The sequence below is a fragment of the Halorubrum sp. CSM-61 genome, from assembly GCF_003781945.1.
Lineage (GTDB): Archaea > Halobacteriota > Halobacteria > Halobacteriales > Haloferacaceae > Halorubrum.
Genome location: NZ_RJJW01000012.1, coordinates 68073 through 83218, shown reverse-complemented (window position 1 = coordinate 83218; position 15146 = coordinate 68073). Strand labels below are relative to the sequence as shown.

Below are 15146 nucleotides of genomic sequence, written 5' to 3'. Positions count from 1 at the left end.
CTGTTACAACTCTACTGCCGATGAGACGATCTCTCCGGGTGGATTCTATCAGCGGTTGACACCGACGCTTGCAGAGTATCTCCGCGACCTCGTCGAGCGCGGTCTCGACGAGGTCGCTGTTCCTAACGCTGTTGACGCTGATATCGACCGATTTAGAGACGTGATGATCGCTGATGGAACGGTGTTGCGGTTACACGAATTTCTCTCAGACCAATTCGAAGCCCGCCACGAGGAGCAGGCTGGAGCGAAGCTCCACCTGCTCCACAATGCCACAGAGCAGACGATTGAACGGCTCGATACTGCTAACGAGAAAACGCACGACAGCACCTTGTTCAAAACAGGGCCGTGGCTTGAGAATCGCCTCGTGTTGTTCGATCTTGCCTACTTCAAGTACCGCCGGTTTGCGCTGATCGACGAGAACGACGGCTACTTCGTGAGTCGGCTGAAGCAGAACGCAAACCCGGTGATTACGGCAGAATTACGGGAATGGCGCGGCCGCGCCATTCCCTTAGAGGGCAAGCAGCTCCGAGCTGTTCTCGATGACCTTGACCGGAAATACATCGATGTGGAGGTCGAAGTCGAATTCAAACGGGGGCCGTACAATGGGACACAGTCGCTGGATACGAAGCGATTTCGCGTCGTCGGCGTCCGCAACGAGGACGCCGACGACTACCACCTGTACATGACGAATTTAGCTAGGGAGGAGTTCTTTCCGGCGGATTTAGCGGAGATCTACCGCTGTCGGTGGGAAGTTGAGTTGCTGTTCCGGGAGCTGAAGACGCAGTACGAATTGGACGAGTTCGACACGAGTGACGAACACGTGGTGAGGATCTTATTGTACGCAGCGCTGCTGTCGCTGCTTGTAAGCCGCGATCTGTTGGATCTAGTCACTGAGCAGGCGGATGATGAGCTTGTGTTTCCGACAGAGCGCTGGGCGGCGACCTTCCGGTCGCACGCCCAGCTCATTCTCCACGAACTCGGTGAGTTCCTCGGCTACTCACCGCCGCCGCTGCTCGACCGGCTGATCGAAGACGCTCAAAAGATCCACCAGCAACGACCAATCTTACAAGAGACGCTCGCTACCGCTACACAACCGAGGTGTGAGGCTTAACTAAAGACGGATGCTTCAAGGGTCGTCGTCACCCTTCGCACCCGATTGATAGCTGTTACTGGCTGCTACAAGCGTCGACAAAGCAGAGACAGGCGTCCTTAAATTGGTCTCGATCTTCCTGATCAACGAACGCCTCAATCGGCAATCTCTTTTTACTGTCAGTAAACTGCTCTACGTCCGCCAGTGGATGTGACATTCTTGCTAAGTCCTCGTACCACGCCATGAGAGTATCATGTGACCAGTTGCTTTCTTCTGGATCGTGAATATTTGCTGGTTGCCAGAAAACCACCTCACCTTTGGAGTTGAGAGTAAACATCCCCTCACTACCCCCTAATACGGACCAGCGAGCAGTCACGGAGACGTTCGCTGTTCCTCCGAAGTCGTAGTCATCGGCTTCTTTTTGGATGAACTCATATAGATCGCGGAGAGCAGCCGCCTCACTCGACTCAAGTCTATTTTCACGCTCTTTGATTGCAACGTCCTCTAAGAAGTCATCCTCGTCATGGGTAGGACGTGTCGTCGCCTGCTTGGACTGGCGAGCCTCTTCAGTTTGACCGTAGAGTCTTGGGACGTATGCTGTCTTGTCTCCGCTGGTGTATGGAGTCACTTCGACAGCTAAGACTTCAGCAGTCGACATCTGTTCATTGAGGAACTCCACGATGCGCTTGAGCTCGCTAGGGATGTCATCCGCGACAAACAGAAGTCGAACTTTGCCCGAGCGGAGGTTAGCCTCGGTTCGTTCCCAGAAGTCATCACTCTCCTCTTCATCGTCTCCTAAGAGCTCGGCCAGTTCCTGTTCTGGAAGCACATCCTTCGCTTCACAGGTTTCTTCGAACGTTTTACGAAGGTCATCAGCTTCCCAATAGAGTGTTGCGTGCGAGACATAATCGAGCATTTGACCCGCAACCTCGCGACGACGGCGGGTGTCTTCACTCCGTTTGACTTCTACGATCGTTGGAATAGCGTCTTGATCGACGAAGAGATGGTCAGCGGACCACCGCTCGTTGCCACCCTGCTTATCCGGAACCGAAGCCTCCCGTGCGATGAGTGACCATCGGCGTGGTTCAGCGGTATCCATTTGGTCCCCGGCGAGTAACTTCGGGAAGTCAGCAAGATCGCGCTGTAGCAGCGCTTCCCGGTCATAGAGGTCATCAGTCATCTCAATAAGGTCTCCGTCATCGTCGAAATAAATCCCGCCATCCATGCTATTCCCCATCAAAGCAATCTATAAGAAACCATGACAATTAGCACTCGCTCAACTATGGCTGACATCATCCGACTCTTTCATCGAATCAATACGATTTCCCAGCAATAGCATTGTTAAATGTGTTAGAACTGACAAGGTATACTTGGTAAACACAGAGAATAAATTCACAGCCAGGCGTACCCTCTAACCACTAGAATACGCCGCCAAGGTAGAACACTATCTCCATGAGAAACACACCAAATTGTACTCAATAGAGTTCTGTACAGCTACAGCGATATCAACGCAATCTGGCGATTATCAGAGTCAGTTCGCCGATTGAACCAGACCACCCGCTTTTGGTAACCCCCTGATTTCGCATGCGCAACGTGGACGTATCCATCAATATCAATTGTCTCGTTTATTTGCTGATTGGTCTCTGTGATATTAGCCAGATTGTCTTGCGGTGATCCCCGATAGAGCTTCTGTGCTGACCGATCCGGCTTGATCGAATCCGAGAGGAACTCAGTACAAGACTTGCGCTCTGCATCTTGTATGGTATTCCTGTCTGTTAATGAGTGTTTATGCGAGTAGAGCGATACGTGGGCCCCCTGTACTGAGCGATTCGTGAGTCACCTGTATTGACTGCTTTGTGTAATCCGATGACGGCGTGGGGATCACTGTTTGAGAGCCTGTTCGAGGTTGTAGACTGCGGCGGTCAACACGAGTTCGCGGAACTCGCGGTACCACGCGCGAGGGTGGACAGCGGGGCCGAACCGACGCTTGATGGCCGAAAAGGCGGTCTCGGCCATCCAGCGCTGGCCGTATAGCTCGCTGTCCAACCGCGCGTTGTGTGCGCCTCGCCACACGGACATGGGCACCCTCTCAAACGACCGGTACAGCGTTGAGGGTGCGGGAAATGCCGTTCGAGCGAGCTGTAACAGCCGACGAACACGATCCATCTCGCTCGCCCAATCCACGATCTCGCGGTACGTCGCGTCCATGTGAACCCGCAAAAAGTGGAGCGTGACATGCTTCCAGCCGGGAAATCCGTTGCCAGTCGGATCACTCACCGCCGTTGGACTGGCGGCACAGCGCTTTTGAGCCAGCGACGCGGCTTGCTTAACGAAGCGGAAGAGTAGTTTAGGCACATTCGGCTCTTCCGCTTCGCTTCCACCTTCAGAGCGACGCTATCCCGCCGCCTTCTGCGGATTCAACAGAGCCGGGGACTCACAAACCAGAGTTAGTTTCCCCTTCAGCGTCGTGATCGAACGCTTCAGCAAGCCGGTCACGCATTGCTTCACGAAGGTACTCACGACGCTTCTCCTCAGAGAGGTAGTTTCGAAACACAACCATCGGATCGCTGCTTCCCTGTTCGTGGGCTACACTCTGGAGACGCTCGATCACCGTCTCGACGGCGTCAGCGTACGCGCTGTACCAGAACCGACGTCCCATCTTCGATGTCGGGAGCTCACCGCGAACATGCGCATCCGCACGCGCAGCGATCGACTTAAATCGGCGATTGAGCGTCTCACCGGTTACATGGTCACGTCGAGCGTCTGGTGAGGGGAACAGATACCCATCCCATCCCTGGCGATCCGACAGCTGTGCGATCCGATCCTCAAGAATATCTTGGCCGTAGATCAGCGCTACTGTTCCGGGACCGTTTTTTCGCGTGTCGAAAGAGAGATACGGTGACTCAGCCTGGAGGTTTACGTTCTCAACGTGGAGGTTTGCTAATTCGCTCCGTCGTAAGCCCCACGCGCACAACCCTAAGACGATTAACTGCTCTTCTGTATTCTCAGTCGCAACCGCAAGAGATCCGACCTGTACGGGCGCAAGCGCGGGGTTATCGCGCTTGGAAACGTCCCACTCGTGGTCATATCGAACGGGATTGAACGCGCCGTAACCACGATCGACAAGCCAACTGTAGAGGTCGTCGATGTCAGATCGGTACCGCCGCTTCGAATCATTACTCTCGAGTTCTTTATCGAGAACGTCAAAGACGGCTGTGACGCGCTGAATCTCTTCAGGCTGGTCAGCTACATCGGTGATGCGAGAAACGATCGCGGCCGTCCCGTGAAGGTCCTCGTAGTGGCGAAGAAACTGGCCGAGCCGCGAGCGCTTTGACTGGAGGGTGCTCTCCGCAGCCGATCCCCGTTGCTGTGACCGGAAGTACTGTTCGAGATACTCGATCATCTGCTCGTTGTCGATTGGCCACGACAGGCTGTCGGCTGAACCACCGTCGCCAAGTCCAACAGCCTGTTCGAAGAACTCGGAGAGCGTCATTTTGTGGTGTTCTCGAACAGCGTACTGCAGGCCACTGTAGCCGTGCTCAACGAGCCACTGGTAGGACGGAATATCCTTGTTTGGATCGTATCCCTCGAGCTGGCGTTCACGGGCGATTTCGCGCTCGTAGAAATCGACGAGTTCGTCGAATGATTTCCTCGACCAGTTGTAGGTTTGGTCACTCACGGAGATCTCGGGAGAGAACCCCGCGTGCTGCCCCCTGTTGTGATTCTAAGCGTCGTGATCTCATTGGGTAGCGTCTATCTGACAGTAGTATAATAGTATTGGTTATGCGCGTGTCTGTTGGGGACACGCGAAATAAGCAACTTATCGGACAATGGATGTTCAAGAGTAATGTATCATATATCGCTATACAAAATGAGATTTCGGCGGGGCGATCACGCCGCCTATTCGCATCGCTATCTATCCATGCGGCATTACCCCCGATACGTGTGACCGGAAGATGATTCCGAAACGCATAGACGACCGGTTCGGGAAATGACATCCGTTACGTATGCCCTCCACCCACGACGAATCCGCCATTCTGGCGACCGATCTCCGGAAGAGCTACGGCTCAGAAGTCGCTCTCGACAGTCTCACGCTCGACATCCAGCACGGGAGCGTCTACGGCTTTCTTGGCCCGAACGGTGCGGGGAAGACGACGACGATGCGGCTCCTTACCGGACTCAGCGATCCGGACAGCGGATCGGTACGCGTCTGTGGCGTCGACCCGAGCGACCGGCGTGCGATCGCCGGTCGGGTCGGCTATCTCCCTGAGACGCCACCACTGTACGACGAGTTCAGCGCCCGCGAACAGCTCGAATACGTCGCCGACCTTCGCGACATTTCGCGGTCTGTTGCCCACGAGCGCATCGGCGAGTACCTCGACCAATTCGGGTTAGCTGGTGACGCAGACAGGCGGATCGACGGGTATTCGAAGGGAATGAAACAGAAGACCGCGTTCATCCAGAGCGTCCTGCACGAACCGGACGTCCTGTATTTAGACGAACCGACATCGGGGCTTGACCCCCGAGCGGCGCGCACCATCCGAGAATCGATCACCGCGTTCGCCGACGCAGGAACCACGGTGTTCCTCTCAACACACATTCTTCCGGTGGTCGAAGCCGTCGCTGACGAGGTCGGGGTGTTGTTTGACGGGAGACTCGTCACCGAGGGGACACCCACCGAAGTACAGGCCCGTGCGGAGACGGGCGAGAGTGGATCCCTGGAAGACGCGTTCCTCGCCGTCACGAGCGAACCCGAAACGGACGCGGCCTCTCGGAGAGAATGAGCGTCCGACAGGACGTTCGCCACGGGCTCCGAATTGGGCGAGCGGAGTTCGTCCGAAGCCTCCGTGGGTACCTCGGAAACCCCCGTCGAGTCCTTGGACTCCTGCTCACGGCGCTGTTCTTCGGCGGCGCGCTCCTGTTCGCGCTGCCGACAGCGTATGTGCTTGGGCAAACCGCGCGTTCCGTGACGGCGGTCCCGTTCTTCGCGCCCGCTGCGACGCTTGTTCCTCTCGGTCTCCTGTCGATATCGGTGTTTCGGACCCTCGAACGGCTCGGACATATCGACGGTGCGGATTTCGTCCTGCTGGCGGTTCACCCGCGAGCAGTCGTTATCGGGCTCATCACAGCGGAGGTGGGACGGCTCTCCCTGTGGTTCGGGATCCCGGTCGGGGCAGTGGTGGTCACATTCGCACTCGGAATGGGCTCGCCCCTGCTCGTTGCTTCGGGCGGGGCGGTCGCGCTGCCGCTCGTTTGTTGTGCCGCCGTCTGGGGGTACGCCGGGGGAATTACTGTGCTGCGACTCCTGCGGAAACTCCCCAGCCTTCGCCGTCTCCTGAAAGCGGTCGGTATCCTCGCGATGGTCGGACTCGTCGTCGCGTCACAGTTCGCCGGGCAGTTCATCGTCGAATCCGACCTCTCAGTGCAACGGCTGTTGTCGACAGTGGCGTTCGATCCCCTCGTGGAATACGTTGCGCTCGCTTTCGTCGGAACACCGGTCTCCAGACCGACCTCTCCGGAGGCGGTGGCGGTGCTCGCGGCGTTAATCGCTCTCACGCCGGTCGGTCTCGTCGTCTCGACCAGGCAGGTTTCTACGCTCTGGTTTACCGATTCGGTCGGCAACAACGAGTCGACGCAGGTGCGGCGATCGAGCGGCGGATTCTCTGCCCCACGACCGTTCGCATACACTAAACCCGGTCGTATCGCGTGGGGGATTCTCGTGCGCAGTCGCCGTGATCCGGCGGAGTTGAGTCATCTCCTGATTGCCGTATTTTTTATCGCACCGTTCGGGACGATGTTTCTCGAGTTTTCGGGCGACGCCCTCGGACCCATCATCACTGGGGGCGGCGTCGTTCTCGCGACATACCTCTCAGGCGCTACCTTCGGGTTGAACCCGCTCGGTGACGAGCGGCCGCAACTACCGCTGCTCCTTCTTACCGAGACGCCATCCGCGGCTCTCGTCCGTGGACGGCTTCTCGCCGGCGTTGCGATTGGAGTGCCGGTCGCTGTTCTCAGCTCGTTCGTCCCGATCCTTTTTGGGATAACGGTAGTTGAGGCGGTGGCGACCGCCGCCGTCGGAGTTGTGATGTGTCTCGCTGCGGCGATGTTCGCGGTCGGCATCGGCTCGGCGTACCCGATCTACGAGGAGCGCGAGTTTTGGGGGACAGAAACGGTCGTCCCGTCGACGCTCGTCATGATGGTGTACCTGTTCGTCGTGGGTGGCGGAACGGGTCTCGGGCTGTTCGTGACGTGGTTCGCGGTCACCGGAAACGTCGTGTTGACGCCTGTATTCGGCGTGCTCTTCGGTACGTATCTGCTGTTGACGGTCGGCGTTTCGTATGGTTCCTACCGCTATGCGCTCCGGCGGCACCGACGCTATACGCTGGCGTGATCACGCCGTTTCAGATGGGCTGTCCGGCGAGCATACGCTCGCTGCCAAGCCGATCGGAGACATACCGGTGGAACATCGCCCTTGTGAGCCCTGCGATGTGAACTGTTCGGCGTCCCCAATTGGGGCGCGCCCGGTGATATTCCTCTAGGGGGATAACACACAACGGGCCGATACCGGTCACTCGATATCGTAGCCCCACTCTCGAAGCACGTCAGCGACTTCGTCTATGTGGTCCATTCCGACGAGATATGCCGCCTCTCGGGCATCAGTAAGTTCGACATCATCCCCAAGTTGTTCCTCAAGTGCAGGCCGGAGCTCCCGACGTTCCCTCTTTACCGTGTGTTCTGTGTAGTGGATCGTCTTGTGGTCCCGGTCGTCTTTCACTCCATCGCGACGGTGGATCCACGGCAGCCGGGAGGATTCGTCAGCAGGATGGTCAGGGATGCCTGGTAGCGTCGTCGACGCCGGATCAGGTTCTGGCGTTGTTGATTGCTCATCAAACGGATCACCAGCATCTGTGTCCGTATCTGGGACATCGTCGACAGGCTCATCGTCGACATCGTCGTCCTCGGCGAACGGATCATCGCCGCTCCCGGATTTCATGCCGTTCGGCATTAGGCACTCACCTCCTCAAGATGGCTGGCGAGCTCGTGTAACTGCTCGAGCGTCTCCATTTCGTGATCACGTTTCCGGGAGCGATACTCATTGACGTACGCGAACGCTGTCGTCTGCTTGTCCCAGCAGCCTTCGAACAGCGACGATCGCTCACCAATGGCGACTGGCGCGTCGTACCCCAACTCGCGGATACGCGTCAGGTAGTGTTGTTGGTCCGTCGTCCGTCCAACGCCGTTCGGCACAACCGCGAGGACACCAACAGTGACGCCCACCGTGTCTTCGAAGCCCTGAACAACATCTTGTAGCCCCTCTATCGATTGAATCCCTTTCCCTGTCGGTTCCAGCGGAATCACCAGCGAACGGGTTGCGCCAATAGCGTTGTAGAGATGGGGGCCAGCGGTTGCCGGCGGATCGACGACGATCGTATCGTATTTCTCGGGGATATCCGCGTTGAGCAGTACTTGGCGCAGTTGGTCGTGGCGTTCGAACTCCTCATCGAGGTCTTCTGCCATTGAGGCAGCGCGAGCAAGGAGATCAGCGAGATTTTCTAGCATATTGTGGCTTGGAACGAGGTCGAATCCAAATGACGTCTCAAGGATGAGGTCCTCGAATGTGCCCTTTGGTCGGTCGATGAGGTGGCGCGCGATGTTGTCTGCGTTACTATCATCTCGTGGAGCGTCAACGCCGAGTAAATACGTTAACGAGCCATTCTGAGGGTCAAGATCGATTACGAGAACATCGCGATCGTGCTGGCCGTGCGCGTCGGCGAGATTTGACGCGAGCGTCGTCTTCCCGACGCCGCCAGCTTCGCTGTATGTCGTGTACGTGAGCATATCTCACTTGTTAGACCCATTCGTCATAAATTTGCGTCAGACAAATCAGTTAGTATGGTTAGCTATACTATTCAGTACAACTGGTTAGTATAGCCGTACAGTACAACTAATTAGACAATATAGAAATGACAGCGAAAGCGTCTAGCAGGAAACACTCGAGTTCCCTTCTTACGGTCTCTCAAATAGTCGTAGGGGCGGGATCAATTCGTCTGTGACGGCTGTGGGGTGGTCGTCGACACGCTCGCGGCACTCGCCCGGTTCCGGGTCGAACTCGGGTTTCTGGAAGGCCCGTTGTAACTGTGCGCCCGCTGTAGTCCATCCGGGCTCGCGACGTATTGGACACGGGACCTCGAGGAGCATCTGGTCGCGACGCTGGCGGAGTGGCCCAAACACTCTTTACTGTTTCACTGTAAACTGTAATCAAGAACCACCCGTGTCACGTACCTCAAATCGCGCCGACGGCGACATCGTCCAGGACTTCCTCTCGGTCGCTGACCTCCTTGAGGAGCCACAACTGGCTCAGCTATACGCGTACCTCGCTCGGGAGCGGGAGGCGACCGTCCAAGACGTGATGGACGACCTCGAACTTGCTCAGGGAACGGCCTATAAGTACGTCAACCGGCTCGTCGACGCCGGCGTCGTCGACGTCACCGACGACGAGCAGCCACGCCGGTACGCCGCCCGGGAGATCGACCTGACAGTGACGACGGCCGCCGGTGACCGCGAGTACACGATCACGCCGGCGCTCATCGACGCCGTCGGCCGCCGCGAGACGGACGGCGACATCGACACCTACATCGACCGCCACGGCGTCGCCGGCCTCGCAACGGCGCTCACCTACGCCGTCGCCCGTGAACGCGGCGAAGTGACCCACCGACTAATGGCCGAAGACCTGAACATCTCGCCGCTAGCCGCGGAGATGATCTTGCAGGCGCTCAGGCCTGTGGTCCACGAGCACTACGACATCGAGGAGGCAGGGACGGGGCTCGATGAGTTGGATATCGACAGCGACGAAACTAGCGACGCGTGAGTCGGCTCCACATCGCCGACACCGGCCTGTTCGTCGCGATGGGACAGCCCTCGAACAGCCGCTATCAGGCCGTTCGGCGGTTCGCTCGCCGGAACGACATCGCCTTCATCCTGCCCGAGCGGGTGTACGAGGAGCTGACCGTCAACGAGCCCAACATTGAGGAAGTGCCGGTTGACACCGCAATCGACGAGGGCTGGGCGACTATCGCGGCGTCGCTCGAGTTCGCCGAGCCAGTCGTCTCGCGGGTGATGGACGGTGTCCAGCGATACATCGCGAACGCCGACGACCGCCCTGCCGACGAGGTCGAGCGTGCCGACGCCGCCCTCGCCGCTTTAGCTGCCCAGCACCTCAGTGCGGGGACGGCGACCGATGTGTACATCTACACGACCGATATCGCGGCTGGCGAAGGGGCCGAAACCGTGCTCGCGAGCGAGGGGTACGGTGACTCGGTGACGTTCGTGAACGGCTTTCGATTTATTCAGGAGCTGATCAGCGGCAACAGTTGACTGATTTTTATCTGATTCGGTGGGAGAGAACACTCGAAAGCCTCGGTCGCTCGACTGCCCGCTCGAAGAACTGGTCGCTGAGCCAGCGTGAACACCGATCCCGCTCAGATGATGCCGCCGATGACGAGGAGTCCAACGATGAGCAGCAGCGTCACGACCACGCTTCCTCCAGCCAAGAGCTTGTTCTCCATCGCCTTCTCGTGGAGCGGCATGGCGTCGTACTCCTCGCGAAACGTCTCGAGATTCTCTTCGTCGTAGAAGTATTTCGTCTTTAGTGCGAACCGTTCGGTCACCGCACAGCCTGTACAGACCGGCTCCCGCTCAAGGCGTTCAGTCTGAGTATGGTTGTTACAGGCGATCGCCCCGCAGTTCGGACAATACGTGTACGTCTCGCCGACACCGCTCGTCTCGCAGTGGACACATCGGTGAATCCCGTCTTCTGTAGTGACTCGTGAAGGGCCAGCAGCATAGTATTCGTAGGGATACGAATACTCCAGTATCTCTGTCGTCTGCCGAACCTCAGGTAGATACACCGGCTCAATCGATTGTACTGAGATATCCGAGAGATTCGGCTCACACGTCTTGTTGTACGTGACGTTGTTGTCGCCGGTGTAGGTGACAGTCGTTGTATGGTGCTGCTGGAGCCGCTCGACGGCCCACTCCTTGTACTCGGTCTGGGTCTGCCCGAACCGGCGCTTCTCGACATCGTCGAACACCTCCCCAAACCGTTCCAAGTCGAGTTCGATCCTCGTATGGAGGTTCTCGGTGACCAGTGTTGCGACGTCTTCGTCGACGACCTGCGGCTGCCCGCGTTCAGCGTGAACCACGAACCGCGTCCGATCGTTGATCCGGTGGATGACGCCGACAGACGTCTCGAAGACGGCGTTCGTGTCGGCGGTAACCGCGACCACCGGTCGGAACGTCACCGCTGAGTGCGGTGTTGAGAGATCGGCTGCCTCGATGTTCTCGATGTCACGAAACGCCTCCGTGACTGGCGCGTCGACATCTGTTGCCGGATCGTAGGGACGTAGCGTCTCGTCGCAGAGAATCTCGATGCGACCGTTGTAGAGGTCAAGGCCGATCTCGTCGGCGATCTCCCGGAGATCCTCGCCATCAAGCAACTCGATTGGGTGTGGGTCGTCGTTTTGTTGGAGACGGTCGGCGTACTCCTGGGCGGGACTCGTAAACCGTCCGGTCGTGACTACCATTCCGCGTTTCGGGCCATCGAAGTCGAACGTCGCGATCGCCGAGTGGAGCTTCTGGACGACCGGCCGCCCGACCGTTCCCGTGTGTTTACACTCGACGACGGTCGCGCGTCGTGTGCCGTCAACGACCTCCTCCATGATGACATCCCGTCCCTCGTCAGCTATCTTCTCAGCCTGCCGGACGTTCTCGTAGCCGAGATTGCGGAAGACGTCCTCGATCAGATCTTCAAACTCGAACCCAGAGAAATCGTCTAGAACAGCCATGTGATGTATTTGAATACTGTCTCGCGGTTACCAAATACATTGGTGGGAGCCAGAGGGGTCATCAATTTCGGAAGACGCGATTAAATGAGTGTGATATCATCATCCTCACTATCAATAAGATCCCAGAGCGTAATGATGGTAATTTGGCCCTCGTAGCCTAGCGACGACATTGCGGTTTCGATTGCCTCTTGAGCAACCCGGTCGGCAGTAATCACAGTGACATTATCCGCCTTTTCTACATCGAGAAGGTACTCGACAGCAAGTCCAGCGAACACGGGATCGGCTTTTTCTACGTCGTGCTCATCTTTGCTCGTCGATTTCGAGGCGATTGCTCGTCGAACGATATCTTGGGCTGTTGTCGCCTTGCTGTGAGAGACAGTCGGGGCTGCCACAACTTTCGCCCACCCCTCGTCTTGGGCTCGCTCCAGTGCTGGCTTGACTCCACCTTGTTCAATTTCTTCTTCAACACGAGCAGGAACCAGAAGCGTCACGCCAGCACGCCGAACTGTTTGGCGGAACCGATGGTGTTTGGATCTCCCTGGATTTCCGATGCTAATGAAGACGTTTGCGTCGACTAATGTGACTGATTCGGGGGAAAGAGGAGACGAGTTGTTCATCGAGAATGGGAAGAATTACGACTCAGTATTCGGGCGAGGCGTAGTCACGTCAAGTTCGCTCTCGAATTCGACGTCATCCGAAATCTCCGGGAAAATCACGTCGAAATGGGGATCGTATTCCTGCCCAACCGCGAGCGCAGGCTTCAACGCGAGGATAATACTGATCGCTTCCCCGGTTGGGATGCCAAGTGGATCAGCGGCCATTCGCTGGGTGATCTGACCAGCATAATGGAGTCCAGCCTGTCGGACAGCAGCAGCGAGTTTGCCAACACCGTGTCGCTCAACAAAGTATGAGACATCTTCATCGACTTCCTGGAGTGCAACGGCATGGAGGATCGTCGGCGTCACAACAATACCATCAGTAGTGATGCGAACCGGATCTGCGGTCACTTCTACTGGTCTATCTCCCGCCAACGTGACGATTCCGAGTGCCTCAAGCGTTTCTACGTGATCGTAGACGGTGGTCTTTGGGATATCTAGTGCCGCCTTGATCTCTGGGCGGGTGACCGGCCCGTAATAGCAGGTGTACACATAGACACGCGCCAGTTCTGGGTGATCCAATAACCGGCCGACGGTAGCAAGCTGATTGATCCCAGTTTCGAGATCATGCGGGGGTGTTTCCGTAACGGGGTGAGGGGTCATACACATTAGTACGAAATCCTTGAACTTTAAACTTCGTATGGGAAGCGTGACTGCTGTTAATGTGAGAGGGAAACTTCGTAGTCGGCTGCCAGCCTCCGGAATTGAGCCCATTCGGGAAAACGACGGCCAGTATCTTGCCCGTGTGTGTTCAGATACTGGAGTAGGGCATCGATTGTCTCTTCCAGTTCATATTTCGCTGCTTGATCTCGGAGTTGGCCCTCGTCAATATCGAGATGGCTGATCAAGAGGGCACAGTACGATCGGTGACGTGACCCATCATCGATCAAAAGCACGTGACAGCAAAGCGCCGCAGGCGACAAGCTGTCTGGATCTGTAGAATACAGGTAATAGCGGCGGCTCGTCAGGAGAAACTGGAGGCCAAACCTCGCGAACTCTGCTAACCCAGTCGCGTGGAAATTCTTTGAATCGATCTCCAGTTCAGTTTGTGCGAGGAATTCGTCGTACCCCTCCCAGAGAATCGTCCCATCCGGAACGACCGATCTGAGTCGCTGTCGATGGTCATAATGAACGAGTTCACGTGCGAACTCACGTAGTTGGTCGAAGTTCCCGGTGAAGTAGTACTGACTGTCTTCTCTGCCTACCAAGCCACGATTACGGAATCGTCTCAACACGCGATTGACGGTGTTGCGATAGTTGTCGCTTTTTTCAGCGATCTCAGAGACAGTTCGCGGTTGGTCGATGTAGTACAACACCTCGAGAGCTTTGCCGGTCAGCAGCTCGGAGAAGTCGATATGGGGGTACTGACGGACGAGGTCCTGGTAGATCTCGACGGCGCGGGCATCCGATGGGACGACTCGTTTTCGTCGGCCGTCGGGTTCTGTATAGACGAGCCCTTTCTCGACGAGGTCGGCGACGGCACGAGAGAGGTAGCTCTCGCTATGGTCGAGCTTCGTCGCGAGCTCGGAGATCGTATCGCCGCGGGCGACCGTGGCGAGGACCTTGAGTTCGATGCGCCGAAGCACAGCATAACATAGTACAAAGCTAATTTATAAACAAGTTTCGAGTAGTGTTACATCCAGCGAGCACGGGAGCCGTCTCCATCGTCTTAACCAACAAAACTATAGAGTAGCGGGTTGTGTTGGTTAACACGAGGCCAACTGATGTCTCACCAGCCTCCGAGTCCACCGGCAGATCTCGCAACGGAGGTCGTCAACGCGCTTAACAGGTCGTCTCCAGAGCAGCTCCAAGATGTTGCTACGTACGCTGAAGCGCTCGCCGAGCACAAGGAACGAGAGGCCCGTCTCGAGGAGTCGGCAGATCAAGAAGAGGTTGAAGAGCGACCAGACGATCTTCCGGATGACGTCCCGGCCAAAGCGACGATCACGATCAAGGAGATCAACGACAATCGCTACTACTACTGGCAGTGGCGAGAGGGGGACCAGATACGCTCACAGTACAAAGGCCCAGTTGACTCCAAGAGCGAGCGTGATTGAGCCTTCTCCGTTTCCAGGCAGAGGAGACACTCACGAACTCAATCAGAGGCTTCTGGTTTGACGCTGATCTTCAGAACAGGACAGGTAGTATGTTCCCAGTCAAGAGCCCCGCACATGGTGGCGCAGGGGACCCGCCTCACTCGCCAATTCAAAACCTAAAACACTACTACTTCACCCACCCCCGGGGATGTCCGCAATTTCACGGGATATAGTGACAAACTACGCTGTCAAGTCTGTATTGTAGTAATCTTGGTTGCGAGTAGTTTCCATGTGGCCTCGGAGGTGTGGTGGTTCGAACAGGAGACCACGGGTTTAGCTGTGAAAGTACGTTAGTTACTATTGGATCTCACTACACGGCTCGTTAGGCCGGGCGTAGTAGGTTCCCCGGTAGGAGTCTATGTTTGAGCCAACGTCGGTTAATCGAGAATGATGAAGCCGTTTGAGGATTATCTCCCCCACCCCCGGGGATGTCCGCAATTCACGGAGGAAAGAGGAAGTC

General features: G+C 56.9%; 15 protein-coding genes and 1 pseudogene. 7 read left to right on the top strand and 9 right to left on the bottom strand.

Features of this window, described 5'->3' with window-relative positions; translation table 11 throughout:
- Positions 1–1111 (top strand): IS4 family transposase (locus EDM04_RS17185; RefSeq protein ID WP_123624254.1); only part of this gene is annotated, 1111 nt, incomplete at its 5' end.
- Between the two features lie 55 nt (positions 1112–1166).
- Here the strand turns inward: EDM04_RS17185 and EDM04_RS17180 are convergent.
- The 3 genes from EDM04_RS17180 to EDM04_RS17170 all read right to left on the bottom strand — a co-directional run bounded on the left by EDM04_RS17180 (position 1167) and on the right by EDM04_RS17170 (position 4769).
- Positions 1167–2315, bottom strand: a complete 1149-nt coding sequence (locus EDM04_RS17180; protein ID WP_123624252.1) for a hypothetical protein — start codon at positions 2313–2315, stop codon at positions 1167–1169.
- Positions 2316–2971: 656 nt separating this feature from the next.
- Positions 2972–3445, bottom strand: coding sequence for a transposase (locus EDM04_RS17175; RefSeq protein ID WP_123624250.1), 474 nt, complete (start codon positions 3443–3445; stop codon positions 2972–2974).
- Between the two features lie 79 nt (positions 3446–3524).
- Positions 3525–4769 carry a tyrosine-type recombinase/integrase gene (locus EDM04_RS17170; RefSeq protein WP_206424491.1) on the bottom strand — a complete coding sequence of 415 codons (1245 nt, stop codon included), beginning with the start codon at positions 4767–4769 and terminating at the stop codon, positions 3525–3527.
- 328 nt (positions 4770–5097) lie between these two features.
- On the opposite strand from EDM04_RS17170, the gene EDM04_RS17165 reads away from it, so the two are divergent.
- Positions 5098–5874, top strand: a complete 777-nt coding sequence (locus EDM04_RS17165) for an ABC transporter ATP-binding protein (RefSeq protein ID WP_123624246.1) — start codon at positions 5098–5100, stop codon at positions 5872–5874.
- Positions 5871–7481, top strand: coding sequence for a hypothetical protein (locus EDM04_RS17160; RefSeq protein ID WP_123624243.1), 1611 nt, complete (start codon positions 5871–5873; stop codon positions 7479–7481). The genes EDM04_RS17165 and EDM04_RS17160 overlap by 4 nt, the downstream gene beginning before the upstream one ends.
- A 177-nt stretch (positions 7482–7658) precedes the next feature.
- Here EDM04_RS17160 and EDM04_RS17155 read toward each other — a convergent pair whose 3' ends face one another.
- Positions 7659–8096 carry a hypothetical protein gene (locus tag EDM04_RS17155; protein ID WP_241154957.1) on the bottom strand — a complete coding sequence of 146 codons (438 nt, stop codon included), beginning with the start codon at positions 8094–8096 and terminating at the stop codon, positions 7659–7661.
- The gene (locus EDM04_RS17150; protein WP_123624241.1) at positions 8096–8929 is read right to left on the bottom strand and encodes a ParA family protein; all 834 of its coding nucleotides are present in this window, start codon (positions 8927–8929) and stop codon (positions 8096–8098) included. The genes EDM04_RS17155 and EDM04_RS17150 overlap by 1 nt, the downstream gene beginning before the upstream one ends.
- 198 nt (positions 8930–9127) lie before the next feature.
- Between EDM04_RS17150 and EDM04_RS18890 the strand changes: the two are divergent.
- The 3 genes and pseudogenes from EDM04_RS18890 to EDM04_RS17135 all read left to right on the top strand — a co-directional run.
- Positions 9128–9349: pseudogene (locus tag EDM04_RS18890) on the top strand (hypothetical protein); the annotation flags it as partial.
- A gap of 13 nt (positions 9350–9362) precedes the next feature.
- Positions 9363–9959, top strand: a complete 597-nt coding sequence (locus tag EDM04_RS17140; RefSeq protein ID WP_123624239.1) for a helix-turn-helix domain-containing protein — start codon at positions 9363–9365, stop codon at positions 9957–9959.
- A complete protein-coding gene (locus EDM04_RS17135) occupies positions 9956–10465 on the top strand; it encodes a hypothetical protein (RefSeq protein WP_123624237.1) in 510 nt (169 codons plus the stop codon). The genes EDM04_RS17140 and EDM04_RS17135 overlap by 4 nt, the downstream gene beginning before the upstream one ends.
- Before the next feature lie 104 nt (positions 10466–10569).
- Here the strand turns inward: EDM04_RS17135 and EDM04_RS17130 are convergent, their stop codons facing one another.
- From EDM04_RS17130 to EDM04_RS17115, 4 genes are all read right to left on the bottom strand, one after another.
- A complete protein-coding gene (locus EDM04_RS17130; protein ID WP_123624235.1) occupies positions 10570–11934 on the bottom strand; it encodes a restriction endonuclease in 1365 nt (454 codons plus the stop codon).
- A gap of 80 nt (positions 11935–12014) precedes the next feature.
- The gene (locus EDM04_RS17125) at positions 12015–12425 is read right to left on the bottom strand and encodes a hypothetical protein (RefSeq protein ID WP_206424490.1); all 411 of its coding nucleotides are present in this window, start codon (positions 12423–12425) and stop codon (positions 12015–12017) included.
- A 141-nt stretch (positions 12426–12566) separates the two neighbouring features.
- Entirely contained in the window at positions 12567–13193 is a 627-nt protein-coding gene (locus EDM04_RS17120) for a helix-turn-helix domain-containing protein (RefSeq protein ID WP_123624231.1), read from the bottom strand.
- A gap of 56 nt (positions 13194–13249) precedes the next feature.
- Positions 13250–14176 (bottom strand): MarR family transcriptional regulator, encoded by a 927-nt coding sequence (locus EDM04_RS17115; RefSeq protein WP_123624228.1) that lies wholly within the window; start codon positions 14174–14176, stop codon positions 13250–13252.
- 138 nt (positions 14177–14314) lie between these two features.
- On the opposite strand from EDM04_RS17115, the gene EDM04_RS17110 reads away from it, so the two are divergent.
- Positions 14315–14647: a hypothetical protein gene (locus EDM04_RS17110; RefSeq protein WP_123624226.1), complete on the top strand. Its 333-nt coding sequence runs from the start codon at positions 14315–14317 to the stop codon at positions 14645–14647.
- The last annotated feature ends 499 nt before the right edge of the window (positions 14648–15146 follow it).

Bases quoted from the DNA above. Each gene is read 5' to 3' on its own strand.
- EDM04_RS17120 (WP_123624231.1), bottom strand. From the start codon at position 13,193: ATGACCCCTCACCCCGTTACGGAAACACCCCCGCATGATCTCGAAACT.
- EDM04_RS17180 (WP_123624252.1), bottom strand. From the start codon at position 2,315: ATGGATGGCGGGATTTATTTCGACGATGACGGAGACCTTATTGAGATG.
- EDM04_RS17130 (WP_123624235.1), bottom strand. From the start codon at position 11,934: ATGGCTGTTCTAGACGATTTCTCTGGGTTCGAGTTTGAAGATCTGATC.
- EDM04_RS17110 (WP_123624226.1), top strand. From the start codon at position 14,315: ATGTCTCACCAGCCTCCGAGTCCACCGGCAGATCTCGCAACGGAGGTC.
- EDM04_RS17155 (WP_241154957.1), bottom strand. From the start codon at position 8,096: ATGCCGAACGGCATGAAATCCGGGAGCGGCGATGATCCGTTCGCCGAG.
- EDM04_RS17160 (WP_123624243.1), top strand. From the start codon at position 5,871: ATGAGCGTCCGACAGGACGTTCGCCACGGGCTCCGAATTGGGCGAGCG.
- EDM04_RS17165 (WP_123624246.1), top strand. From the start codon at position 5,098: ATGCCCTCCACCCACGACGAATCCGCCATTCTGGCGACCGATCTCCGG.
- EDM04_RS17150 (WP_123624241.1), bottom strand. From the start codon at position 8,929: ATGCTCACGTACACGACATACAGCGAAGCTGGCGGCGTCGGGAAGACG.